Source organism: Falsiroseomonas sp. E2-1-a4 (assembly GCF_051433165.1).
Taxonomy (GTDB): domain Bacteria; phylum Pseudomonadota; class Alphaproteobacteria; order Acetobacterales; family Acetobacteraceae; genus Falsiroseomonas.
In genome coordinates this window covers 135,894-157,445 of record NZ_JBHMFS010000001.1, presented here as the reverse complement: position 1 = coordinate 157,445, position 21,552 = coordinate 135,894, and the positions used below count along the sequence as shown (strand labels likewise).

Sequence of the window (21,552 nt, the reverse complement as noted above, 5' to 3'; positions counted from 1 at the left end):
GGAAATTATTTGCCTATCGATCTGTAACATCCTCCCGATGTGCGGCATCATGGCCGTGTAGCGCCCGCCAAGGCGCAAGACCGAACGGGATGGGAGCACGCCGGTGACCGACGAGTCGGAAGGGAAGCCGCCGCAGCCAAACCGCCGGCTATTCGTTTTGCGCCTGGCCGCCATGGTGGGCGTGCTGCCCGCCGCGGCCTGCGTGCCGCAGCAGGGGCCGGTGTATTACGCACCCCCGCCGGCGCAGGTGCGTCGCGGCACCGGAATCAGCGACAGCGACCCGAATGACCCGGCGGGCCGGGGCCGCGGCGGGCATCGCGGCAGTGGCGTCACGGATAGCGATCCGAACGACTCGCCCGGCTACGGGCGCGGTGGCTATCGCCGCAGTGCCGGCACCTCCGACAGCGACCCGAATGATCCGCCCGGGCGCGGCCGCGGCGTCGTTTATCGCGGCACCGGCATCACCGATAGCGATCCCTCCGATGGTCCCGGCCGGGGCCGCGGCGGTGCGCGTGTCTATCGCCGCGGGCTGACGGATAGCGACCCGTCCGATGGGCCCGGCCGCGGCCGGCGCGGCTACTGAACCGCCGCATGAGCGGCCCGACCTTGGCCGAGGAGGCCTGGCGCCTCGCCTTCGGCAGCCTGCCGCTGGAAGACGGGCTGGCGCTGCGCGAAAGCCCCGATTGGCGGCACTTCCCGGGCCAGGATGCGGACCGCTACCGGCACCTGGTCTCGATCGCGGAGATCGATGCCTTCCTGGCGACGGACGCCGCCGCAAGGCCGCGCATCTCCATGGCCGATGGTAGCCGCAAGGGCAGCGCCGCGGTGCCGGAGGAAGACTATGCCTTCGAGGACGGCGCGCTGGACCTGCCCGCCCTGTTCGCCACCTTCGATGCCGGGGCGACGCTGGTCATTTCCCAGTTCAACCAGATGCACGCGCCCCTGGCGCGCTTCTGCCGCGGGCTGGAGCAGGTGTTCCTGCACGCGGTGCAGGCCAACATCTACCTGACCCCGCCCGGCGCCCAGGGCTTCCGGATGCACTACGACACGCATGACGTGCTGGTGCTGCAGGTGGAGGGTGAGAAGGCCTGGCGCATCTGGCCCGGCCAGCCCTTCCCCAACCCGACCCGCCGCACGCCCTGGCCCGGCGGGATCGAGCCGCTGGCGGAGGCGGAGACCATCACCCTTCGCCCCGGCGATGCGCTGTATGTGCCGCGCGGCGTGCTGCATGACGCGGCGACGCAGGATGGCGAACCATCCCTGCACGTCACCGTGGGCTTCATGGAGCCATCCTTCGCCGAGGTGCTGCGCCTGGCGGTGGATCTGCTGGAAGAATCCGACCCCGCGTTGCGCGCCGCCTTCCCCACCTGGCGCCTGGCCGAGGGCCCCGGCGCGCTGGCCGCGCTGGCGCAGCCCCTGGCCGCGAAGCTGGCGGAGGCCGCGGCGCTCGACCGCACAGCGCTGGCGCTGCTGGACCGGTTGGCGGCGGACCAACCCGCTTTGCTCGCCCGCGGCCTGTTTCCGAAACTGCCGGAGGCCGGGACGCGGCTGCACCTCGCCCCCGGCGCGCTGCATGCGCTGGTGCCGGAGCCTTCCGGGGAGGGGGCCTCCCTCCGCTGGGCCGGGGCGCCGCTGGCGCTGACCAGCCAGGAGACCGGCTGGGTGGAAAAGCTGGCAGAGGGTGCGACGCCGGCCGAACTCGGCGAGGACAGCCTGAGCTTCTGCCGCAAGCTTCGCCGACTGGGGCTGCTGGCGGAGGGTTGAATGACCGTTTGAAAACACCGACGGGTCGGTCCCGCGGCGCTTTTCCGCCCCTGCTGTGTTGCCGGATTTGCCGATGCAACCAGCATCGGCGGCATCCGGCGCCTTGCAGGGACGAAAAATCCCCCGCGGGTCCTCAGCCGCCGGCATTCTCAAACGGTCACTGAAGCTACTCCGCCGCCTGCACCGCGCCTCGTGGCGCCGGCGCCACCCATAGCTCCGGTGCCAGCTCCTCCTTCCGGTTCGGGAAGGCCAGCGCGCACAGGAAGGTCACCGCCGCGAAGCCGGCCAGCACCAGCAATACGCTGCCCAGCCCCCCCGCCGTGGCGTGCAGCCAGGCGATGAAGGGGCTGGCCGCGGCGGCGCCTAGAAACCCCACGAAGAAGCGGATGGAATACAGCTTCGCCCGCAGCGCCGGCGCCACGTAGCGCGCCGTCATCGTCTCATTCACCGTCACCTGGCCGAAGATTGCCGCCGCGATCAGCCCGGCCACCGGCAGCACCATCCAGCCCTGAAGCTGTGCCAGCAGCAGGAAGCCGGGCATCTGGATGCAGGCCAGCGGCAGGAAGACGCGGCGCAGGGTGTTGCGGTCGATCAGGCGGCCGACGGTGAACTGCGTCAGCCCGCCGCAGATCGTCACCAGGAAGGCCAGCAGCCCCACCACCGGCAGCAGGTCCGGGCTGTTCGCCAGACGCTCCGCCATCAGCTTCGGCAGCAGCAGGGTGAAGGCGTTGAAGATGAAGCCGGAGACGGTGGCGAGCGTCAGCAGCACCACCACGGCACGGCGCACCACGGCGCGGGGGATCTCGGGGAAGGGCTTGCCCGCCGCCTTGGTCTTGGCAACATCTTCCGGTCCCTCCCGCAGATACAGCAGGCCGATGGCGATGCTGAGCAGGCCCGGGATCGCAAAGGCCCAGCGCCAGCCAAGCCAGGCGGCGACGAAGGCCGTCGCCACCGGCGCCAGCGCCACGCCCAGATTGCCGAAGACGCCATTGATGCCCATGGCCGCACCGACCCGCGCGCCCGCCGCATCCACCAGCATCGCCGTCCCGATCGGGTGGTAGATGGCGCTGAACGCCCCCATCAGCGCCAGCGCCCCAGCCAGCCAATAGGGGCCGGGCGCGAAGGCGGCCAGGACAAGCGCCGCGCCACTGCCGAGGAAGAAGGCCGCCATCAGCGCCGGCCGCCCGAAACGCTCCGCCAGCCAGCCCATCGGCAGGGCGCCGAGGCCATACAGCACGAACATGCCGGTCCCCAGCGCCAGGATCGGCCCGTAATCCGTGCCGAACATCGCCGGTTCCTGCAGCATGATGGCCAGCACGGCAGTGGCCAGGATCAGCAGCCCGTAATGGGTGAAGATATGCGCCGCGTTGACGAACCAGATTTGCCGCTTTGCCGCGTCCATGACCGTTCCCCTGACCTGCTGTCATGCTAGCCTGGCGGATCACAGATGCCCCGACAGACCATGTCGCCAACCCGCCAGATTCCCGCGCCCAACCCCGCACCGGGCCGAGGTCTGCCCCAGGAAGCGGTGGACCGGCCCCTCGCCGCCTTCGCCCGCGATTATCCGGCCGGGGAGGAAGTGCCGCGCCACAGCCACGACCGCGCCCAGCTTCTATACGCGACGCAGGGCATCATGCGGATCACGACGGATGATGCGGGCTTCGTCGTGCCGCCGATGCATGCGCTGTGGATGCCCGCCGGCGCGCCGCACCAGGTGCTGACGGAGGGCGGCGTCGCCATGCGCGCGCTGTTCCTGCGCGCCGATGCCGCCGCCGCCGGGCCGGGCGCCACCACCGTCCTCGCCGTTTCCACCCTGCTGCGGGAACTGATCCTGGCCGCCTGCGCGGAGCCGTTGGAATGGGACCAGGCCGGCCGCGGCGGGCATCTGGCCGCGCTGATCCTGGACGAAATCGCCCGCGCCCCGTCGCTGCCCTTCCGCGTGCCGGAACCGCGCGACCCGCGGCTGAAGCGCCTGGCCGCCGCGCTGCGCGCCGCGCCTGCCAGCACCCGCACGCTGGAGGAATGGGCGACCATGGCCGGCGCCAGCCCGCGCACGCTGGAACGCCGATTCCAGGCGGAGACCGGCCTGTCCTTCGCCCGCTGGCGGCAGACCCTGCGGCTGGCGGAAGCCGCCTCTCGCCTGGCGCGGGGCGAGACCCCCGCGCGTGCCGCCGCCGCCGTCGGCTATGCCAGCGCACCGGCCTTCGGTGCCGCCTTCCGCGCCGCCTTCGGCATCACGCCGGGCGCGGCGCGGGGGGAGCGGCCATCTGATTGAACCAGCGCGTGGAGCGCAGCAGCCCGTCCGGCCGCGGCACCAGCCCTGCGCCTTCCATCAGCACCGCGGTACGGCGCTCGGCCTCGGCCGGGGCGAGGCCGGGCGAAAGCCGCCGGTACAGTGCGGCACCGCGCACGACTTCGGTGCGGGCGACGCGGTTGCCGGTATCGGCGCGGCTGCGGAGGTAGGTCAGCACCTCCCGCGCCGCCGCCGCGCCGGTGGGCTCGCCCCGCGCGGCGGCGGCGGCGGCCAGGGCGGCACGGGCGGCCTCGGCGGTCAGGCCGTAGCGGGTGACGCCCTCGGTCAGCAGGGCACGCTCTGCCTCTGGCGCCAGCGGACCGTCGCGCAGATGCAGGCGGATGAGGTCGGCGAAGCCCGGCGGGGGCACCGCCTCCGCCCGCAGGGGGCCGGCGGCGCAGGCGGCGCAGGGCAGCAGGGTGGAGCGGCCATCTAGCTCCATCAGCCGCAGTTCCACCTGCATATCCGGGTGGCGGGACAGGACGCCGGCGGCGGCCCGGTCCATCACTGCCTGGTGCTGGCGCAGCTCATCCGCCGGGTCGAGTGACAGGCGGCGGCCGGCGAACAGGTCCATGGCGCCGCAATCCCGGTGGTTCACGAATACCACCTTCCGCACGCCATGCAGTTGGCGGGATGCCGCCAGGTTTTCCCACAGCGCCTGGCCCCAGGCCGGGCGTGCCGGATCCACGGCGGCAAGGGCCGCGCCCGCGATGCGGAATTCGGAATAGCGGTTGGTGCGGCCGACCGATTCCATCAGGTAGGTCACGTCATCGACCAGCCGAGGGTCGATGCAGCTCACCACGAAGGCGTCCGCCTTGCTGGGCGGGGCCGGGGTTTGCGTCATGCTCATTTCGCCACTTCCTCCGTATGGCTGATGCCGCCCAGGCGGTGATCGACATGGGAATAGGACAGGCCCGCGGTGAACAGCGCGGCCAGCGTCAGCAGCGCGCCGATCAGCAGCGAGCCGGGGTTGAGGATCGAGGTGCCGGTGATGCCCGCCAGCGTCATCGCCACCCCGATGCAGAACAGCGTGACCAAGACCATGCCGCGCGGCTTCAGCACGCCGCGCGTGGTGCGCCACAGCATCAGCAGCACAATGGTGAGCAGAGCCCCGGTGGCGAGCTTGGCCCAGAACCACTCGAAGCCCCCCAGCACCCAATGCAGGTAGGAATAGCCGGAGGGGTTGTAGACCGCGAAGACCACGAACAGGCTGAACAGCCCGCGCGCCACCACGCCCTGCCAGTTGAACCGCTGCGTCATGGCCGCACCCGGGTCGAGACGGCGGCGGCGAGCGCGGCGGCCGCATCCTCCATCAGCAGCCGCCGGGCCAGCCCCTGCCGCCAGGGCTGCAACGCCGCGGCCGCCGGGCCGTACAGTGTGGCCAGCGCCTGGTCCGCAGCCCGCAGCGCGCCCTGGTCCAGCAGCGCCTCCGCCGCCGCGGTGGCGGCCAGCGCCGGGCTGTCACCGCCGCCGAAGCGCGCACCGAGGCGCATGGCACCCGCCATCCAGCGCCAGACCCGCCCGGCCTCCGCCGCATGACCCAGCTCCGCCAGCACGGCGGCGTTGGCCGCGGCGGGGAAGCTGGCGGCCAATTGGCGCGGCAGCGGCGCGCCATGGTCCGCCACCGCATCCAGCGGCGCCAGCAGCGCCTGCCAACCAGGCTCATCGCCAGTCAGCGCCTGCGTCACCGCCAAGGCGCGCGGGAAGGGCGCGGGGCGGGCCAGATGCGGCAGCAGCAGTTCCGCCCCCGCCAGCGCCAGCAGGGGCGGCTGGGCAGGCTGCGCCTGCGCCGGCACGGCCAACAGAAGCAGTAGGGCCAACAGGTATCGCATCAGCCGCATCCCGGATTGGCGGCGCGCAATTCGCCGCGTCGCGTCGCCAGCGCCGCCGCCACCGCGATACGCCCCTGCGCCGGAAGGCGTTGTTCCGCGCGGTCGATCGCCTCTAGCGCCTGCGCCTCGAAGGCCCCGCGGTGCAGGGCGGAATCGACGCGGTTCAGCACGTAATCGAGGCCCCAGGACAGGCCGACGCCGCCCACCATCCCCAGCGCCACCCCGGGCGAGCCGCCCAGCGCGTAGCCGAAGGCGCCGCTGGTGGCGACGATGGACCCCGCCTCGCTCACCCGCAGCGCGACGGCGCCCAGCCTGGCCGCCATGGGCCGCATGGAGCGCAGGAACACCGTGCCGGTCTCGGCCCCTTCCTCAACCACCAGCGCCATCGGGTCGGCATCCGCCGCTTGCCAATCCGCCAGCGGCCTTGCGGCGGCCCACAGATCCACTCGCGGCACCGCGACGGCGCCAGGCGCGATCAGTGAAACGCGCGGCAGCGCCTGCGCCTGCTGCGCCACGCCCGCCACCGCCAGCCGCCACTCCGCGCCGATTACGTCCCGCACATGCGCGCGGTCCTGCGCCAGCGCGGCGGGCGGGATGGCGGGTGCCAGCACGCGATTGCGAAACGCCTCCCGCACCGGGGTGGCCATGCCCTGGGCGATGCGGTCGGGCAGGCTGGCGGCATCGGCCTCCACCACGCCCTCGGCCAGGCCGCGCGCCGCCAGGCCGAGCACGCGATAGGCCGTCATGTAGCTTTGCACCCAGCCATAGGCCCAGTCGCCAAAGGCGGGCACGGCCTCCCGCGCCGGGGTCAGGCGCATGGCGGCGGCATCGGCCAGCAGGCGTTGCGCCATCCCCTCCAGCCGCGCCGCTTCCGCCGCCAGATGCTGGTCCCAGGCCAGCAGCGCCGCCTCCGGCACGTCGCGCAATCCGCAGCTTCCATCCGGGTTCCGCACCGCCATCGGCGCCGCCCATGCCGGCAGGGTGAAAAGCAGCAGCCCCAGCACAACCGCCGCGCGAATCCCCTTACGCGCGCTGGCCGGCCGATTTAGCTTCCGCGCATGGAACATGGCGGCATCGGGCTGATCCTTTGGGGCGGGGCGGAGGCCGCGCTCGCCATCCTGCTGGCGCTGGGCCTGCTGCGCGCCGCCGGGCTGGTCTATCACGCGCTGGCGCCGGCCGATGCCGATGCGGTGCCGCTGCTGCATGTGCTGGCGCTGAGTGCAGGCCTGGCCTGCGGCGTGGCGCTGCTGCTGGCCGTGCCACATGGCGATAGCTTTCGCCTCTCCAGCATCTTCGTCGTGCAGGGGCCGTGGAGCCTGGATCTGCCGGGCTTCCTGCTGCGGCACGGCCTGCCCGGCCGGGCCACGCTCGAAAATGCGCGCGACACGCTGGTGCAGGGCGGCCTGGGCGCGCTGCCCGGCGGCGTCGCGCTGCTGCTGCTGGCCACCGGCCCGCTGGCTGCGCTGCGCTGGTGGCGCGGCTGGGCGCGGCTGCGCGCGCTCGGCGCCTTCCTGCTGCTCGCCGCCAGCACGGCGCTGGTGCTGCACTACGCCGTGCATCTGCTGGCCTGGATGCTGGCGCTGCTGAATTTCTGGCTGTTCGCGCTGCTGCTGTTCGCTTTCCAGCGCTGGCGCCACGCGCCGCGCGGAGGGGGACACTGAGGCCACCTCATTTCACCTCCATCAGCGCGAGGTAGGGCCGTGGCGTCAGCAGCGCCTGGTCGCCGACGAAGGGAAAGGCCAGCTTTAGGGCCACCAGCAGCACCGCGCCGACGATCACCGCGATCACCGCGCCCATCGTGTAGTGCAGCGCCACATGGCCGCCGCCGAAGAACCATTGGAAGGTGATGGTGGCGACGGAGACGGTCAGCACCAGCATCCAGATCAGTCCGGACAGGGTGCGGGACATCAGGGAAAGCCGCTCGATCCGCGCCTGCGCGACATTTGCCACCCAGGCGGCCGCATTCTCCTTCACGGAGTGGGAGCCGTCAGTCCGACCCTCGACATCGAGGAAGGCCCGCGCCACGCGCTGGAACGCGGCTTCGGAGCCGGTGCTGGACTGGCTGGCCTGCATCGCCGGCCAGTCATGCGTCACCACCGCGCCGGCATAGAGGCGGATGGAGGTTCGCATCTCCTCCCGCGTCGCGGCGAGGTCCGGGCCGGTGAAGCTGTCCACCGCCAGCGCCAGCATGTAGAGATTCGACGTCTCCTGCTGCACCGTTGCGCGCGAGGATTGGTAGATGTCCCAGGCCCCAACCAAGGCGAGCGCCGCGATCACCGAATAGACCTCCACCACAAGACCATACTTCACCGCACCGATCTGCGCGTTCGCGGCAAATTCCTGCGGGGTGAAGATCTGGTGCATGGCATGGCCGATGCCGAGCGCGAGCAGCATCGGGACGCCCGCCGCCAGCAGCATGGCGAGCCAGGTCGGCAAGGCTGCGATCGCGTGTGGCAGCGAGAATTCCATTGCCCCTCCTGGGCTGCCCATCCTGGGCCGCGTGCCGCGTCAGTCGAATTCGGCTTCCGTCCAGGCCCAATGCCCCACCGCCAGCCCGGCCACGCCGCCGATGGTTGCCGCCAGCGCGCCGCCCTGGATCATCACGGACCCGACCACCGCGCCGGCGAACAGCCCGACGCCGAGCGCCATGGCATGGCCCGCCGTGATGCGCTGCGCCGGCAGCGCCGGGATGGTCACCGAAGGCAGCGTGACGGCGGGGATCGCGGGCGTGGTGATCACCGATTGCGACGTGCCCAACTGTGCCATCGCCCGCTGCGGCACCAGCGCCAGTCCGGCCAGCAGCAGAATCGCCAGGATCGTCTTCATGCGTGGTCCTTTCATAAGGGAATGAAACTCAGCCATCGATGGCCCGCCACCAGCGCCGGGTGCGGATGAGCCGCCCATGCGGCTTCGGCGCCAGCTCCATCTCCTCCATCCGCCGCTTCACGCGGCGCGCGGCTTCCGCTTCCGAAAGCCCGGCGCCCGCGCGGGCGCGATAGAACGCCACCGCCTTGTTGAAATCCTGCCGCGCGACGCGGCCGCGCCGGTCCGCCATGGTCCGCAGCAGCAGGCCGGAGGATCGGCCCACCTCGCCTTCCAGCGCGATCTGGTCCTGTTCCGCCGCCGCGCGCAGCACGCCGCTGGCATCTTCCAGCCGCAGCCCGTAGCGCGTCAGCCCCTCCTCCAGCAGCCGGCGTTCCTCGGCGCTGTCGAGAAAGCGGCGCCCCTGCATCTGCAGCTTCACCAACTCGCCGAAGCGGTTGCGGCCATCCTGGTCGCCAGCGTTCATCGAAAATCCCCCGCCTCGTCGATCAATGTGCCAGCGTCACGGGACGCAATGCGGGGGCCTGTGGCTCCCGCGGCAGGTCCATGCCCTGCGGCCCCGTCGCCATGCCCTGCACGCGCGCATTCAGCCGGTCGATCGCGCGCAGGATGCGGCTGGCCTCGATGCCGAGCGGCGCATCCGTCGGCGTCAGCACGAATTTCACACGCGGCAGCGGGAACAGATCGACATCCACCTTGTCCACGGTGAAGCCGCCGATTTCCGTCGCATCCAGGATGCCGCGCACGATGGTGCGCTGGATCACCGCCACCGGCCCTGGGTTACGCTGCGCGTGCCGGTCCAGCATCCGCTCGACATAGTCGCGATCCGCTTCCGTCAGCTCCCGCGCCTGGCCGAAGGTCAGGCCGAAGCTGGGGATCAGGCCGATGGAGCTTTCGATCTCCTTGAGCTTGTAGCCAGCGATGTCCATCAGCCAGGTGAAGTCGTCATCATGCGTGCGGCTGCCGCGCAAGGCGCCGTGGCGGCGCATGAAGTGGCTGGCGCCGCTGCTGAAGCCGAACAGGTCGAGCACGCTGCCCCACAGCTCGCCCGCCCGATCGGCCAGCCCATCCTCCGCCAGATCCTGCAACGGCACCGTCACCATGGTACGCGGTGAGTTCTGCGGTTGCGGCGAGGCGGGCTGGGCCTGCGCGACATCCCCGGCCAGCAGCGGCAGCGCGAGGCTGCCGGCCAGCAGCCAGGTGAACATGCGGGCGGCGTGGCGAGGGGGCTGCATGCGGGGCATGGCGTGGGTCTCCGGCGCGGGGGTCATCGGGACATCAGGGTCAGGCGTTCGGCGGTGCGGCGCTGCGCCGCGCGATCCGCGGGCGGCAGCGGAACCAGGCCGGTGACGGAGAGATAGCCACCAGGCCCCGCGGCGGCCTCGCTGGTCGCCTCGTCCAGGAATTCGCGGATGCCGCGCACCACGCCGATGCCTTCGCGCAGCCGCGTATGCTGCCGCTTGGCGTAGAGATAGACGGTGCGCGTTGCGACGAATTCCTGTGCGTAGATGGAGGCCTGGGTCGGCAGCACCCCATCCAGCGACAGCGCCACCAGGTTGCCGCCGCTGGCCTGCAACTGGTCGTAGGAGATCACGCCGATGGTGCCGGGCGGGCTGGCCAGCAGCGCCGCCGGCACATCGAGCTCCGCCACCCGCTGCACCCTGCCATCGTCGCGCAGCGTCACGCATTTGCCGCGGCGGTAGCTGGCCTCGAACAGCAGCCGGACCTGCTTCACGTCACGGCAGCCACCCTCCAGGATCATATCCTCGAACAGCCCGTTGGTGCCGGTGCCGAGATGGGGCGCCAGCACGCGGATCTCCATGCGCGGCAGGGCGGGCGCGACCTCGGACCACAAGGCGCGGCGGTTGGGGACGAATTCCTCATCGGCGATGCGTTCCGCCGCCAAACCCTCCCACACCTGCCGGGAGGTGAGGTTGGGGGCGCCTTCGCCCCGGCGCACCGCCAGCAGCACGGCACTCAGCCCGATCCGCATCTCGACGATGTCGCGCACGCCGTTGCCATCGCAGGTCTCCACCATGCTGCGCGCCATGCGCCGCACCACCACGGCGATGTCCGGCGTCTGCGGCCCGATGCCGGCGCAGAACAGGTCGAGCGCGCCGGAGGTCGGCAGCGCACGACGCGTCGGTTCGCGCACCCCCTCGAACCGCTCCGTGAAGCTCGCGCCCAGCATGCGGGCGACGGTGTCTGCGGAGTTGGAGGAAATGATCACCAGCCGGTCCCGCATGACCCCCTGTGCCAGCGCCGGGACAACGGTGGTGGTGGCCAGTGCCAGGCCGATCAGTAGCGTGCGGAGACGGCCCATTTTCGGAATTCCCGTGCGAGGCAGGCGTGAAGCGGCGCGATCTCAGTTCCGAAGCGTGGTGGCGGCGGCCAGCGCCGGCTGCGGTGGTGGCGCCAGGGCGCGCAGCAGCGTTTCCTGCACCGCCTGTTCCACCGCCATGCGCGCCCGCGCCTGTGCCAGCCAGCCGGCAAACAGCGGCTGCAGCCCGGCATCCAGCGCGCCGGCATCCGCCACCGCGCCGGCCAGATTGCCGCGGCGCAGATGCTCGGTGATACCTGCCAAAGCGATGGCCTGAAGCCCGGCTTCCGGCGGCGCCGCCAGCCCGATGCCGGACAGCACGCCGCGCGCGGCGTGCCCCGCACGGCGCATCAGCGAATGGTCCTGCGGCGCACGGTCCAGCAATTGCGGCGCCAACGCGGTGAAGCGGTCGCGCAGCTCCGCCTCGCCCGGCAGGCCGCGCGCGGCATGGCTGGCAAGCACCTCCGCCAGCGGGCGCGGCACGGCACCGGGCGGGGCCAGCGCCATCATCACCTGGTATTCGCGCAGCCAGGGGCGTGGCGTGGCGACACTGGATTGCAGCAGCAGCGCCGCGGCGAGAAACCGGTCCGCGGTCGGGCCGCGCGCCTCAAGCTCCGCCAGGCGCTGCGCGCTGGCCGCCGCCTGCCGCGCCGCGTCTTCCGCCCGCGCGGCATGGCCGGCAAGCTGGGCATTGGCCTGGCGCAGCAGCGCATCCAGCGCCGCTGCCCGATCCTCCACCGCCAGCACCACGGCGGGGGAGGCGGCGCCGGCGGAACTCAGCGCGGAGGGCCACAGCACCAGCAGCGCCGAGGCGGCGACCGACGCCCCCAGCACAATCCCCGCCGCCACGCCAACGCGGCGGAAGGGCGGGATCGGCGCAGGCTCCGCCCGCGCATCCATCTCGATTGCCACGGTTTTGTTGCCCCTGAAGCGCGGCCAAATCGGCAGCCGCCTGCGGGAGCGTAACCGGGGAGAAGTTGTGAAACGGTGAAAGCCGCGCCGCATGATGTTGCGGCGCGGGAAAACCTCCGGTCGTTATTCGACCGAGGCCGCGTCGAAGCCATCCGGCACGCGCCCGCTCGGCCGCGCCATGGCATAGGCCCCGCGCGCGAGGAAACGCCCGTCACCAGGTTGCGCCAGCACCTTGCCGTCTCGCACCGCCACCTTGCCCGCGGCGATGGTGACGCTGGGGAAACCCTTCACGGCGAAGCCTTCCCACGGCGTGTAGTCGATGGCGTGGTGCAGATCCGCATTGCGGATGGTGCGCTCCGCATCCGGGTCCCACAGCACCAGATCCGCATCGGCGCCCGGCATCAGGCTGCCCTTGCGACCCTCCAGCCCGAACAGCTTCGCCGCATTGGCAGAACTCAGCCGAACGAAATGCGGCAGGTCGATGCGGCCCTTGGAGACACCCTCACTGAACAGCACCGGCAGCCGCGTCTCGATGCCCGGCACGCCATTCGGAATGGCGTTGAAGGCGGGCGTGCCATCTTCGCGCAGATTGGCGCTGCCCATGCCATAGCCGCCACTGCCCGGCGCACGCTTGGACGTTGCGAAGGAAAAGCCGCAATGGTCGGAAGACACGATATCCAGCGTGCCATCCAGGATGCGCCGCCAGACTTTTTCGTTTTCTCCCTTCGCACGCAAGGCCGGGGAGCATACCGCCTTGGCGCCCGCGAAATCCGCGCCCTGCAAATCCTCATGCGACAGGGTCAGGTATTGCGGGCAGGTCTCGCCCCATACCTTCACGCCACGCGCCCGCGCCCGGGCAATCTCCTCCGCCGCCTCCTCACAGCTCACATGGAAAATCTGCACCGGCTGGTCCACCAGCTCTGCCAGCGCAATGGCGCGATGCGTCGCCTCGCGCTCCACCACCGGCGGGCGGGACCAAGCATGCTGCAACGGGTCCGTCAGACCCGCCTTCAGCAGCGCGTCGATGCGCCAGCCGATCGCCTCGTAATTCTCCGCATGCACCGTGACGAAAGCCCGATGCCGCCGCGCGATCGCCAGCACCTGGATCAACTGCGCATCATCCAACCGCAGCGGATCATAGGTGAGAAACACCTTCAGGCTGCGTACCCCCCGCGCGATCAGCGCCGGAATCTCGCGCTCCAGCACCTCCGGCGTCGGGTCGGTGATGATCTGGTGGAAGGAATAATCACACCGCGACTGCGCTGCCCGCGCCTCATACCCCGGCGCACTCGCCGCCAGGGAATGTCCCTTCCACTGCGGCAGGAAACAGATGAACGAGGTGGTGCCGCCCGCCAGCGCCGCCGCCGAGCCACTCGCAAAACTCTCCTCATGCACCGAGCCGTCCTGCGCCAGCTCCTCCAGATGGCAATGCGGATCCAACCCGCCCGGCATCACCACCAGGCCCTTGGCCGACACCTCCTCCCGCCCCGCCGCCAGATTGCGTCCAACGGCCGCAACCTGCCCGCCGACAATGCCAATATCCGCCTCGAACACCTCGGCCGCCGTGGCCACCGTGCCACCCCGGACCACCAGATCAAACGCCGCCATCCCACACCCCCTGCATCCCACGCTGCCAGACTGGCGCAGCCCCGCGGCGGCTGTCCATCGCCCGGAGGCCTGGCGGGCTGAGGCTGCGCTGCGTGATTGCAGGGGGAACGCTGTTCCCCCTGCACCCCCATGCCAGGGGCCCGGCCCCTGGACCGCGGGAACTTAAGCGGAGAAGCGGAGGGGGCTGGAGGGGCCTGCGAACAAGCGGTCGTGCTGGCCCCCTCCGCTTCTCCGCTTATGAGCCATGGGTTCAAAGGGCCAAAGCCCTTTGCAGGTGGGGTGCGGGGAGGACAGCGTCCTCCCCGCCTCACGGGCGCCACCTCAATCAGCCCAGGCCTCCCGGGCCGATCGGTCAGACCTCGCCGTGAGCGGCGCTGTCGGCGAAGGGGGCGAGGCGGGTGCGGATGAGGGTGGCGATGGCGTCGATGGCTGCGCGGCGGGGGAAGGTGGTGCGGGAGATGAGTTGGATGTCGCGGCCGGTTTTGTGGGTCAGGGGGCGGAGTGCGATGCCGGCGTCGCGCGCCACCCCGGCGGCGAGGCCGGGGATGAGGGTCGTGCCGTAGCCGGCGGCGACCATGTTCAGCAGGGTGGAGAGGGATGAGGCGCGCAGGGCTCCGGCGCGCAGTCCGGGGTTGCCGCAGGCGGCGAGGGCCTGGTCGCGCAGGCAGTGGCCGTCGGCCAGCACCAGCACGTCGGGCGCCAGGTCTTCTTCCCGGACGCGATCCTGGTGGGCGAGGGGGTGTTCGGGGGGCAGGGCGGCCAGGAAGGGTTCGGTGAACAGGGCTTGGGTGTCGAGGTCCGGCCCTTCGACGCTGGTTGCCAGCAGCGCGGCGTCGAGTTCGTGGGCGCGGAGACGCTCGAGCAGGGCGGTGGTGACGTCTTCCCAGGGTTCGATCACCAGGTCGGGCAGGGCGTCGCGCAGCGGGCCGAAGATCAGCGGCAGCAGGTAGGGGGCCAGCGTCGGGATGATGCCGAGGCGCAGACGGCCGCGCAGCGGGTCGCGGGACGCCTGGGCGAGGGCGAGCATGGCGTCCGCGGAGTCCACGGCGGCGCGGGCATGGGCCAGCAGGGCTTCGCCGGCCATGGAGGGCACGACGGATTTGTTGGTGCGTTCGAACAGCACCACGCCGAGCTCATCTTCCAGCTTGCGGAGCTGGGTGGAGAGGGTGGGTTGACTGATGTTGCACAGCTCGGCGGCGCGGCCGAAGTGCCGGTGTTCCGCCACCGCCAGGGCGTAGCGCAGATCGCGCAGGTTCATGGTGGCGGCGTTCCCCGACTTATCATTGGCGATAGCATATATCAGGGGTGGAAGTGGTTGTCCGATATATGTCGTCTATCGTCACGGTTGATCGCGGCGCTTGTTCGATGACCGGAGATGAACCGGCTTGACGCCAGGGCGATGGACGGGTCTCAGCGCAGGGGCAGCTCGAAGAACACGAGGAAATTCCGCATGTCCTCTTCCAGCGCGTAATAGGGCGCAATCCTTCCGAAGCCGACACGCTCGTACAGGCGCATGGCTTCGGCTTGGCGAAAGCTCGTATCCAGCCGTATCGAGCGGTAGCCCGCGCCCCGGGCATCCTCGATGATCCGCACCGCCAAATCGCGGCCGACACCGATCCCGCGGTGCGCCTGCGGCACGAACATCCGCTTCATCTCACCGATGCCGTCACCGAGGTCGCGCAGCGCGACGCAGCCGGCAGGTTCCTGGTCGCGGTATGCAATCAGGAGGCTCCCTTGCGGGGTTGCGTACTTCCCGGGCAGTCCTTCGAGTTCCTGCTCAAACTCCGCCTCGTCGAAGTACCGGTTGATCAGGTCGATGTGCGCAACATGCCGCTCGCGGTGCCAGGCCACGAAGCTGCGCATGAGAAAGCGGACATCGTCGAGCTCGGCTGCGGATCTGGCCTGGCGGACAACCGTCGTGCCCGTTCCTGCCGGAGGCTTCTTGCTCACGCTGCGTCTCCTCTTGGCGAGTTGAACAGGAGGCCGACAATGCTGGTTTCTGCATCGGCAACCTGTCAAAGCTTTTCGACGCGAGGGGCCGACACCTCGGCAGCGCGAGGCAACGTCCGCCCACTTGCGCCGGAGCCCCCATTGCCCCTACCTCCGCTTCAATGATGGCGGCGCGCGCGCGATGCGCGCGACGAGGCCCCTTTGGGGCACGACGGCGAAGCCGGCGCCCGGCGCTTGAGGGCAGATAGAGATGAACTGGATTTCCGACTGGGCGCTGCCGAAGGTGAAGGCCCTGTTCGGGCAGCCGCGGGAGGTGCCGGACAATCTCTGGCACAAATGCCCCGCCTGCGAGCAGATGATCTTCCACCGCGACCTGGAGCGGAACCTGCATGTCTGCACCCATTGCGGGCATCACATGCGGATGACCGCCGCCGCCCGGGTGAAGGCGACGCTGGATGAGGGCTGGTCGCGCATCGAATTGCCGAAGGCGCCGGCGGACCCGCTGCGGTTCCGCGACCAGCGCAAATACGCCGACCGGCTGAAGGAAGCGCAGCAGAAATCCGGCATGGATGACGCGGTGCTGGTGGCGCAGGGCCAGATCCTGGGCCGCAAGGCGGTGCTCGGCGTGTTCGAATTCGGCTTCATGGCCGGGTCCATGGGCGCCGGGGTGGGGGAGGCGCTGGTGACGGCGGCCAAGCTCGCCGTGCTGCAGGACAGCCCGCTGATCGTCTTCACCGCCTCCGGCGGTGCGCGGATGCAGGAGGGCGCCATCAGCCTGATGCAGATGCCGCGCACGGTCATCGCGACGCGCATGGTGAAGGAGGCCGGGCTGCCCTTCATCGTCGTGCTGTGCGACCCGACCACGGGCGGCGTCACCGCCAGCTTCGCCATGCTGGGCGATATCCAGATCGCCGAGCCCAACGCGCTGATCGGCTTTGCCGGCGCCCGTGTCATCGAGCAGACGGTGCGCGAAAAGCTGCCCGAGGGCTTCCAGCGCGCCGAATACCTGCTGGAGCACGGCATCCTGGACATGGTGGTGAAGCGCCATGACATGCGCGCGACGCTGGCGCAGGTGATTTCGCTGCTGCGGGAGCCGACCCTGGCGGCCGAGCCGGTACCGGAGGAATTTCCGGCACTGCCCGCGCCGGAGACGGTCGAAGTTGAGGCCGTGGAGCCGGCGTGAGTACGCTGCCCGCCTCGCGCAGCGAGGACATCATCAACCGGCTGCACGGCCTGCATCCGAAGCTGATCGACCTCAGCCTCGGCCGGCTGGAACGCTGCCTGGCGGCGCTGGGCCACCCGGAACGGCGGCTGCCGCCAGTGGTGCATGTGGCCGGCACCAACGGCAAGGGCAGCACCTGCGCCTTCCTGCGCGCGATCGCAGAGGCCGCCGGCCTGCGCGTGCACGTCTTCACCAGCCCGCATCTGGTGCGCTTCCATGAGCGCATCCGCCTGGCCGGGGAGTTGGTGACGGAAGCAGCGCTGGCCGAAGCGCTGGAGCATGTCGAGCAGGTCAATGCGGGCCAGCCGATCACGGTGTTCGAGGTGACCACCGCGGTCGCCCTGCATCTGTTCGCCAGCGTGCCGGCGGACCTGCTGGTGCTGGAAGTGGGTCTCGGCGGACGGTTCGACGCGACCAATGTGGTGGATCGCCCGGCCACCACCGCCATCACCAGCATCTCCCGCGATCACATGGATTTCTTCGGCGAGGATATTTCCCGGATCGCCTGGGAGAAGGCGGGCATCATCAAGCCCGGCGTGCCCTGCGCCACCGGCTTCCAGCCGGAAGCCGCGCGGCCGGTGATCGAGGCCGAGGCCGCCGAGCGCGGCGCCCCGCTGCATCTGCGCGGCCGCGACTGGGATGTGGTGGCCAAGCCGGACGGCACGCTGGAATGGTCGGACGCCTTCGGCCGCATCGCCTTGCCGCGCCCCGGCCTGCCCGGCCCGCACCAGGTGGAGAATGCGGGCATCGCCATCGCCGCGCTGCGCGCCTGGAACCCAGCTTGGCTGACCGAGGCGGCCATCCAGCAGGGCGTCGCGCAGGCAACATGGCCGGCCCGGATGCAGCGCCTGACCGGCAGGTTGGCGGCGCTGCTGCCGGAAGGCTGGGAGCTGTGGCTGGATGGTGGGCACAATGCCGGCGCCGGCGTGGTCCTCAGCCAGCATATCCGCCAGGCCTTCGCCGACCGGCCGGTTCATGTGCTGGTGGGGATGAAGGCGGGCAAGCAGGTGCCGGAATTCCTCGCCCCGATCATCCCGGCGGCCAGCAGCCTCTGGGCCGTGGCGGAGCCGGGGCAGCATCTGGCGATGACCGTCGCCGGCGTGGTGGCGGCCAGTGGCGGCGCCGCGCATCCCGGCGGCACGGTGGCGCAGGCACTGGCCGCGCTGCCGCGCGATTCCGGGCCGGCCCGCGTGCTGATCTGCGGCAGCCTGTACCTGGCGGGCGAGGTGTTGAAGCTCGACGGCTGACGACGTCCCGTCTGGCGCCCGGCCCACGCTCCGTGCATGACGTATGCAGGCCTCGGAAGGTGACGGGGCGCGGCCGGGGGGGCGCATGGAAGACAGGACCACGAGCTGGCCGCTGCACAGCGCGCCGCCGCCCGCCGTGCTGTGGCCGGCGGCGCTGCAGCATATCGGCCTCGGCTCCGTCACCCTGGTCTTCCCGCTGCTGGTGGCGGATACCGCCGGGGCGGATGCGGAGACTCTGTCCTCCTACCTCTCGCTCGCCATGCTGGCGCTGGGGCTGGCCACGCTGCTGCAGGCCTGGGGGCGGCATGGCATCGGCTCCGGCTTCCTGCTGCCCGCCGTCTTCACCGCCATCTACCTGCCGCCGACGCTTGTGGCCGCGCAGCTCGGCGGGCTGGGCGCGGTGGCGGCGATGACGCTGGTGGCGGGCGTCACCCAGGTGGCGCTGTCCTTCGCCGTGAAACGCCTGCGCCCCTGGCTGCCGACGGAGCTGGTGGGGCTGGTGGTGCTGATGATCGGCGTCACCCTCGGGTTGCTGGCGCTGCGGCTGATGCTGGGCTTCGGCCCCGGGCTGGATCGCGGCACGGATGATCTGCTGGCCACAGCGGTGGCGCTGGCGGTCATCATCGGCATGACCGTCTGGGGCGGGCCACGGTTCCGGCCGGTGGCGGTGCTGGCCGGGCTGGTGCTGGGCTTCGCCACCCATGTGGTGGGGGCGCTGGTGGCCGGGGCGCCGCTGCTGCCGGTGCCCGTGGTCTGGCAGGTGCCTCGCTGGCCGCTGGCCACCCCATCCCTCGAATGGACCCTGCTGCCCGGCTTCGCCATGGGCGCGCTGGCCTGCCTGGTGCGGGTCTGCGGCGATGTGGTGGCCTGCCAGCGCGCCACGGACCCGGAATGGCGGCGGCCGGATTTCGGGCCGATGAAGGCCGGCGCGCTGGCCGATGGCCTGGGCACCTGCGTCGCTGGCGTGCTCGGCGTGCCGGGCATCAACAGCTACACCGCCAGTGTCGGGCTTTCGATCGCCACGGGCGTCACCGCGCGGCGGGTCGGGCTGGCGGTGGGTGGGTTGTGGGTCGTGCTCGCGCTGGTGCCAGGCTCGGCGGAGGTGGTGCTGGCGGTGCCGCGCGGCGTGCTGGGCGCGGCGTTATTCTTCGCTGCCGCCTTCATCACCGTCACCGGCATGGGCATCGTCACGCAGCGGCTGATGGATGCGCGGCGCACGCTGGTGGTCGGCGCCGCGCTGGTGATCGGCCTGTCCTATGACGCAGCGCCGCAGATTTTCTCGGGCCTGCCGGCGGCGGCGCGGCTGCTGGTTTCCTCCTCCCTCGTGCTGGCCATGGTGGCGGCGCTGTTGCTGGTCGCGGCCTTCCGGATCGGCGCCGCGCAGCAACGCCGGGCCGATTGGCGGCCGGAGGATGGCGAGGCGCCGCTGCGCGATTTCGCCCGCCAATCCGGCGCCGCCTGGGGCGCCCGGGCGGATGTGGTGGCGCGGGTGGAGGACGCGCTGGAGGAAGTGGCCCACGCCCTGCCCGCGCTGATGGCGCCAGGCAGCGCGGCGGAGCTTTCCGCGCGCTTCGACGAGTTCAACCTGGACGCCACGCTGCGCTGGGCGGGCGCGCCCCTGCTGGCGGCCGACGGTACGCCGCCCAGCCTGGAGGCGGAGGACGATGCCGCCCTGGCCGCCCAGCTCGCCACGCTGATGCTGCGCCGCGCGGCGGACCGGGTGACGGAGGCGGTGCTACCGGATGGCCGCCACGAGCTGCGCCTGCATTACGATCACTGAAGGCCCTGCCGCGGATTGTGGCCGAGCCATCCCCAGCAGGACGGCGCCTTATACCAGCGGCGGAATCGGATGACCTGCGGCCGCAATCAGCGGCCGAGGCCGCGAATGCGGCCCGCCGCCTGTGCGTCACGCCGCCGGCGTGCCTTACGGCACGACGAGCCAAGCGGCCGGAGGCCGCGCCTGGCGCCTGAAGGCAAGACAAGAATACCAACGAGTCGCCGGAGGTGGCCGTTGGTATCACTCCGCCGGCGCCAGACGCAGGATGCGGCCCTGCACCTCATCCGTCAGCACCAGCACCGCGCCATCCTGCGCCACCAGCACGTCACGCATGCGGATGCGGCGGTTGAACAGCAGGCGTTCCTCGCCGGTCACCCGGTCGCCGTCCGTGGTCAGCCGCACCAGGCCGGGGCTGTTCAGCGCGGCGATGAACAGGCTGCGCTGCCAGCCGGGGAAGGCCGCGTTGTCATAGAAGGCGATGCCGGCGGGGCTGATCACCGGGGTCCAGACCCGGATCGGGTCTTCCATGCCGGGCGCCGATTTCTGCTCGCTGATCGTCGTGCCGCTGTAGTTCACGCCGTGGGTCACAACCGGCCAGCCGTAATTGGCGCCGGGGCGGATGATGTTCAGCTCATCACCGCCGCGCGGCCCGTGCTCGGTCTGCCACAGGCTGCCGGTCCAGGGGTTGAAGGCCAGGCCCTGCGGGCTGCGGTGGCCATAGCTGAACACCTCGCCGCGCGCGCCCTGGCGATCGGCGAAGGGATTGTCCCGCTGCGGCCGGCCTTCGCGGTCCACCCGCAGCATCTTGCCGGCCAGATCATCCAGCCGCTGCGATCGCATCCGGTCCACATTGCGGTCGCCGGTGGACAGGAACAGGCGACCATCCGGCCCGAAGGTGATGCGGCAGCCATAATGCTGGCGGCCGGAGGACTGCGCCGGCGTCGCATCCAGGATCGGCGTCACCGCCTCCAGCGCCGAAGCGTTGTCGGACAGCCGCGCACGGGTCAGCCGCGTCAGCGCGCCGCCCTGCACCAGGGTGGCGGAGCACAGGAAGATTTCGCGGCTGGTCTCGAAATCCGGGCCGAGTGCCACATCCAGCAGCCCGCCCTGGCTCGCCACCTCCACCTGCGGCACGCCGTCCAGCGGGCGGGAGACGGCGCCATTGCGGCCGACCACCCGCAGCCTGCCGGGGCGTTCCGTCACCAGCAGGCGCCCATCGGGCAGCAACGCCGCGCCCCAGGGCCGTTCCAGCCCGGTGGCGAATGTGGTGAGGCGGAAGGTCGCACGCTCGGAACGTACGATCTCTCCATCCTGCGCCAGCGCGGGCAGGGGGAGGGCGAGAACGGCCAGGGCCAGGATGCGTCTGATCATGGCCGGCATGTAAGGCGGCGTCCGGTCACTGCCAGCGCCGCCTGCGTTCACGCCCGCATCAGGCCAGCTTGATCAGGCCAGCTTGCCGGCAACCCATTCCTTCAGCGCGCTCTTCGGCAGGGCGCCGACCTTGGTGTCCACCGGCTTGCCATCCTTGAACAGGATCATGGTGGGGATACCGCGCACCGAATACTCGTTCGGCGTCATCGGGTTGTCGTCGATGTTGACCTTCGCGATGGTCAGCTTGCCGCCGTATTCCTGAGCGATCTCGTCCAGGATCGGCGACACCATGCGGCAGGGGCCGCACCATTCGGCCCAGAAATCGACCAGCACGGGACCGGGCGCCTCAAGCACATCCTGCTTGAAGCTGTCGTCGGTCACGGCCTTGGTGAATTCACTCATGGGGGATTCTCCGGGCGCCTGGCGGGGGGCT

Annotated in this window: 23 protein-coding genes; 7 read left to right on the top strand and 16 right to left on the bottom strand. The window is 71.0% G+C overall.

Features of this window, described 5'->3' with window-relative positions:
• Positions 1-103 precede the first annotated feature (103 nt).
• A complete protein-coding gene (locus ACFHNC_RS00795; protein ID WP_437167295.1) occupies positions 104-583 on the top strand; it encodes a hypothetical protein in 480 nt (159 codons plus the stop codon).
• Between the two features lie 8 nt (positions 584-591).
• Positions 592-1,764: a cupin domain-containing protein gene (locus ACFHNC_RS00790; protein WP_437167294.1), complete on the top strand. Its 1,173-nt coding sequence runs from the start codon at positions 592-594 to the stop codon at positions 1,762-1,764.
• A 166-nt stretch (positions 1,765-1,930) separates the two neighbouring features.
• On the opposite strand, the gene ACFHNC_RS00785 is transcribed toward ACFHNC_RS00790, so the two are convergent.
• Positions 1,931-3,166 (bottom strand): MFS transporter, encoded by a 1,236-nt coding sequence (locus tag ACFHNC_RS00785; protein ID WP_437167293.1) that lies wholly within the window; start codon positions 3,164-3,166, stop codon positions 1,931-1,933.
• A gap of 45 nt (positions 3,167-3,211) precedes the next feature.
• On the opposite strand from ACFHNC_RS00785, the gene ACFHNC_RS00780 reads away from it, so the two are divergent.
• Entirely contained in the window at positions 3,212-4,039 is an 828-nt protein-coding gene (locus ACFHNC_RS00780; protein WP_437167292.1) for a helix-turn-helix domain-containing protein, read from the top strand.
• Here the strand turns inward: ACFHNC_RS00780 and ACFHNC_RS00775 are convergent.
• From ACFHNC_RS00775 to ACFHNC_RS00760, 4 genes are read right to left on the bottom strand one after another with little or no spacing between them, the layout of a single operon-like run.
• On the bottom strand, positions 3,999-4,907 hold the full coding sequence (locus ACFHNC_RS00775; RefSeq protein ID WP_437167291.1) for a hypothetical protein: 909 nt from the start codon (positions 4,905-4,907) through the stop codon (positions 3,999-4,001). The two genes, ACFHNC_RS00780 and ACFHNC_RS00775, sit on opposite strands and share 41 nt — an antisense overlap.
• A complete protein-coding gene (locus ACFHNC_RS00770) occupies positions 4,904-5,317 on the bottom strand; it encodes a DUF6524 family protein (RefSeq protein ID WP_437167290.1) in 414 nt (137 codons plus the stop codon). The genes ACFHNC_RS00775 and ACFHNC_RS00770 overlap by 4 nt, the downstream gene beginning before the upstream one ends.
• Positions 5,314-5,889, bottom strand: coding sequence for a hypothetical protein (locus tag ACFHNC_RS00765; protein ID WP_437167289.1), 576 nt, complete (start codon positions 5,887-5,889; stop codon positions 5,314-5,316). Before ACFHNC_RS00765 ends, ACFHNC_RS00770 begins: the two co-directional genes overlap by 4 nt.
• Entirely contained in the window at positions 5,889-6,956 is a 1,068-nt protein-coding gene (locus ACFHNC_RS00760; protein WP_437167288.1) for a hypothetical protein, read from the bottom strand. The genes ACFHNC_RS00765 and ACFHNC_RS00760 overlap by 1 nt, the downstream gene beginning before the upstream one ends.
• On the opposite strand from ACFHNC_RS00760, the gene ACFHNC_RS00755 reads away from it, so the two are divergent.
• Positions 6,948-7,550 carry a hypothetical protein gene (locus ACFHNC_RS00755; protein ID WP_437167287.1) on the top strand — a complete coding sequence of 201 codons (603 nt, stop codon included), beginning with the start codon at positions 6,948-6,950 and terminating at the stop codon, positions 7,548-7,550. The genes ACFHNC_RS00760 and ACFHNC_RS00755 overlap by 9 nt on opposite strands.
• A gap of 7 nt (positions 7,551-7,557) precedes the next feature.
• On the opposite strand, the gene ACFHNC_RS00750 is transcribed toward ACFHNC_RS00755, so the two are convergent.
• The 9 genes from ACFHNC_RS00750 to ACFHNC_RS00710 all read right to left on the bottom strand — a co-directional run bounded on the left by ACFHNC_RS00750 (position 7,558) and on the right by ACFHNC_RS00710 (position 15,502).
• The gene (locus ACFHNC_RS00750) at positions 7,558-8,358 is read right to left on the bottom strand and encodes a DUF4239 domain-containing protein (protein ID WP_437167286.1); all 801 of its coding nucleotides are present in this window, start codon (positions 8,356-8,358) and stop codon (positions 7,558-7,560) included.
• Positions 8,359-8,397: 39 nt separating this feature from the next.
• A complete protein-coding gene (locus ACFHNC_RS00745) occupies positions 8,398-8,715 on the bottom strand; it encodes a hypothetical protein (RefSeq protein WP_437167285.1) in 318 nt (105 codons plus the stop codon).
• A gap of 28 nt (positions 8,716-8,743) precedes the next feature.
• On the bottom strand, positions 8,744-9,178 hold the full coding sequence (locus tag ACFHNC_RS00740) for a hypothetical protein (protein WP_437167284.1): 435 nt from the start codon (positions 9,176-9,178) through the stop codon (positions 8,744-8,746).
• A 22-nt stretch (positions 9,179-9,200) separates the two neighbouring features.
• Positions 9,201-9,956: a hypothetical protein gene (locus ACFHNC_RS00735; RefSeq protein ID WP_437167283.1), complete on the bottom strand. Its 756-nt coding sequence runs from the start codon at positions 9,954-9,956 to the stop codon at positions 9,201-9,203.
• Between the two features lie 23 nt (positions 9,957-9,979).
• Entirely contained in the window at positions 9,980-11,035 is a 1,056-nt protein-coding gene (locus ACFHNC_RS00730) for a PstS family phosphate ABC transporter substrate-binding protein (RefSeq protein ID WP_437167282.1), read from the bottom strand.
• A gap of 42 nt (positions 11,036-11,077) precedes the next feature.
• A complete protein-coding gene (locus tag ACFHNC_RS00725; RefSeq protein ID WP_437167281.1) occupies positions 11,078-11,944 on the bottom strand; it encodes a hypothetical protein in 867 nt (288 codons plus the stop codon).
• A 123-nt stretch (positions 11,945-12,067) separates the two neighbouring features.
• Positions 12,068-13,552 (bottom strand): dihydropyrimidinase, encoded by a 1,485-nt coding sequence (gene hydA / locus ACFHNC_RS00720; protein ID WP_437167280.1) that lies wholly within the window; start codon positions 13,550-13,552, stop codon positions 12,068-12,070.
• A gap of 352 nt (positions 13,553-13,904) precedes the next feature.
• Complete coding sequence (locus ACFHNC_RS00715) at positions 13,905-14,810, bottom strand: LysR substrate-binding domain-containing protein (protein WP_437167279.1); 906 nt, start codon at positions 14,808-14,810, stop codon at positions 13,905-13,907.
• 152 nt (positions 14,811-14,962) lie between these two features.
• Entirely contained in the window at positions 14,963-15,502 is a 540-nt protein-coding gene (locus ACFHNC_RS00710; protein WP_437167278.1) for a GNAT family N-acetyltransferase, read from the bottom strand.
• A gap of 250 nt (positions 15,503-15,752) precedes the next feature.
• Between ACFHNC_RS00710 and accD the strand changes: the two genes are divergently transcribed.
• The 3 genes from accD (at position 15,753) to ACFHNC_RS00695 (ending at position 19,751) form a co-directional block, all read left to right on the top strand.
• Positions 15,753-16,685 carry an acetyl-CoA carboxylase, carboxyltransferase subunit beta gene (gene accD, locus ACFHNC_RS00705; protein ID WP_437167277.1) on the top strand — a complete coding sequence of 311 codons (933 nt, stop codon included), beginning with the start codon at positions 15,753-15,755 and terminating at the stop codon, positions 16,683-16,685.
• 5 nt (positions 16,686-16,690) lie between these two features.
• Positions 16,691-17,971: a bifunctional folylpolyglutamate synthase/dihydrofolate synthase gene (locus ACFHNC_RS00700; RefSeq protein WP_437167681.1), complete on the top strand. Its 1,281-nt coding sequence runs from the start codon at positions 16,691-16,693 to the stop codon at positions 17,969-17,971.
• An 85-nt stretch (positions 17,972-18,056) separates the two neighbouring features.
• Positions 18,057-19,751 carry a solute carrier family 23 protein gene (locus ACFHNC_RS00695; RefSeq protein ID WP_437167276.1) on the top strand — a complete coding sequence of 565 codons (1,695 nt, stop codon included), beginning with the start codon at positions 18,057-18,059 and terminating at the stop codon, positions 19,749-19,751.
• Positions 19,752-19,988: 237 nt separating this feature from the next.
• Here ACFHNC_RS00695 and ACFHNC_RS00690 read toward each other — a convergent pair whose 3' ends face one another.
• Both ACFHNC_RS00690 and trxA read right to left on the bottom strand, forming a co-directional pair.
• A complete protein-coding gene (locus tag ACFHNC_RS00690; RefSeq protein WP_437167275.1) occupies positions 19,989-21,119 on the bottom strand; it encodes a PQQ-dependent sugar dehydrogenase in 1,131 nt (376 codons plus the stop codon).
• A 72-nt stretch (positions 21,120-21,191) separates the two neighbouring features.
• On the bottom strand, positions 21,192-21,521 hold the full coding sequence (trxA, locus tag ACFHNC_RS00685; protein WP_437167274.1) for a thioredoxin TrxA: 330 nt from the start codon (positions 21,519-21,521) through the stop codon (positions 21,192-21,194).
• Positions 21,522-21,552: the final 31 nt, after the last annotated feature.

What these genes read in the sequence shown, in the direction of transcription:
- ACFHNC_RS00715 (WP_437167279.1), bottom strand. Translation starts at nt 14,810, where the DNA reads ATGAACCTGCGCGATCTGCGCTACGCCCTGGCGGTGGCGGAACACCGG.
- hydA (WP_437167280.1), bottom strand. Translation starts at nt 13,552, where the DNA reads ATGGCGGCGTTTGATCTGGTGGTCCGGGGTGGCACGGTGGCCACGGCG.
- ACFHNC_RS00740 (WP_437167284.1), bottom strand. Translation starts at nt 9,178, where the DNA reads ATGAACGCTGGCGACCAGGATGGCCGCAACCGCTTCGGCGAGTTGGTG.
- ACFHNC_RS00785 (WP_437167293.1), bottom strand. Translation starts at nt 3,166, where the DNA reads ATGGACGCGGCAAAGCGGCAAATCTGGTTCGTCAACGCGGCGCATATC.
- ACFHNC_RS00750 (WP_437167286.1), bottom strand. Translation starts at nt 8,358, where the DNA reads ATGGAATTCTCGCTGCCACACGCGATCGCAGCCTTGCCGACCTGGCTC.
- ACFHNC_RS00745 (WP_437167285.1), bottom strand. Translation starts at nt 8,715, where the DNA reads ATGAAGACGATCCTGGCGATTCTGCTGCTGGCCGGACTGGCGCTGGTG.
- ACFHNC_RS00730 (WP_437167282.1), bottom strand. Translation starts at nt 11,035, where the DNA reads ATGGGCCGTCTCCGCACGCTACTGATCGGCCTGGCACTGGCCACCACC.
- ACFHNC_RS00770 (WP_437167290.1), bottom strand. Translation starts at nt 5,317, where the DNA reads ATGACGCAGCGGTTCAACTGGCAGGGCGTGGTGGCGCGCGGGCTGTTC.
- ACFHNC_RS00755 (WP_437167287.1), top strand. Translation starts at nt 6,948, where the DNA reads ATGGAACATGGCGGCATCGGGCTGATCCTTTGGGGCGGGGCGGAGGCC.
- ACFHNC_RS00790 (WP_437167294.1), top strand. Translation starts at nt 592, where the DNA reads ATGAGCGGCCCGACCTTGGCCGAGGAGGCCTGGCGCCTCGCCTTCGGC.
- ACFHNC_RS00775 (WP_437167291.1), bottom strand. Translation starts at nt 4,907, where the DNA reads ATGAGCATGACGCAAACCCCGGCCCCGCCCAGCAAGGCGGACGCCTTC.
- accD (WP_437167277.1), top strand. Translation starts at nt 15,753, where the DNA reads ATGAACTGGATTTCCGACTGGGCGCTGCCGAAGGTGAAGGCCCTGTTC.
- ACFHNC_RS00765 (WP_437167289.1), bottom strand. Translation starts at nt 5,889, where the DNA reads ATGCGATACCTGTTGGCCCTACTGCTTCTGTTGGCCGTGCCGGCGCAG.
- ACFHNC_RS00735 (WP_437167283.1), bottom strand. Translation starts at nt 9,956, where the DNA reads ATGCCCCGCATGCAGCCCCCTCGCCACGCCGCCCGCATGTTCACCTGG.
- trxA (WP_437167274.1), bottom strand. Translation starts at nt 21,521, where the DNA reads ATGAGTGAATTCACCAAGGCCGTGACCGACGACAGCTTCAAGCAGGAT.
- ACFHNC_RS00690 (WP_437167275.1), bottom strand. Translation starts at nt 21,119, where the DNA reads ATGATCAGACGCATCCTGGCCCTGGCCGTTCTCGCCCTCCCCCTGCCC.
- ACFHNC_RS00695 (WP_437167276.1), top strand. Translation starts at nt 18,057, where the DNA reads ATGGAAGACAGGACCACGAGCTGGCCGCTGCACAGCGCGCCGCCGCCC.
- ACFHNC_RS00760 (WP_437167288.1), bottom strand. Translation starts at nt 6,956, where the DNA reads ATGTTCCATGCGCGGAAGCTAAATCGGCCGGCCAGCGCGCGTAAGGGG.
- ACFHNC_RS00780 (WP_437167292.1), top strand. Translation starts at nt 3,212, where the DNA reads ATGCCCCGACAGACCATGTCGCCAACCCGCCAGATTCCCGCGCCCAAC.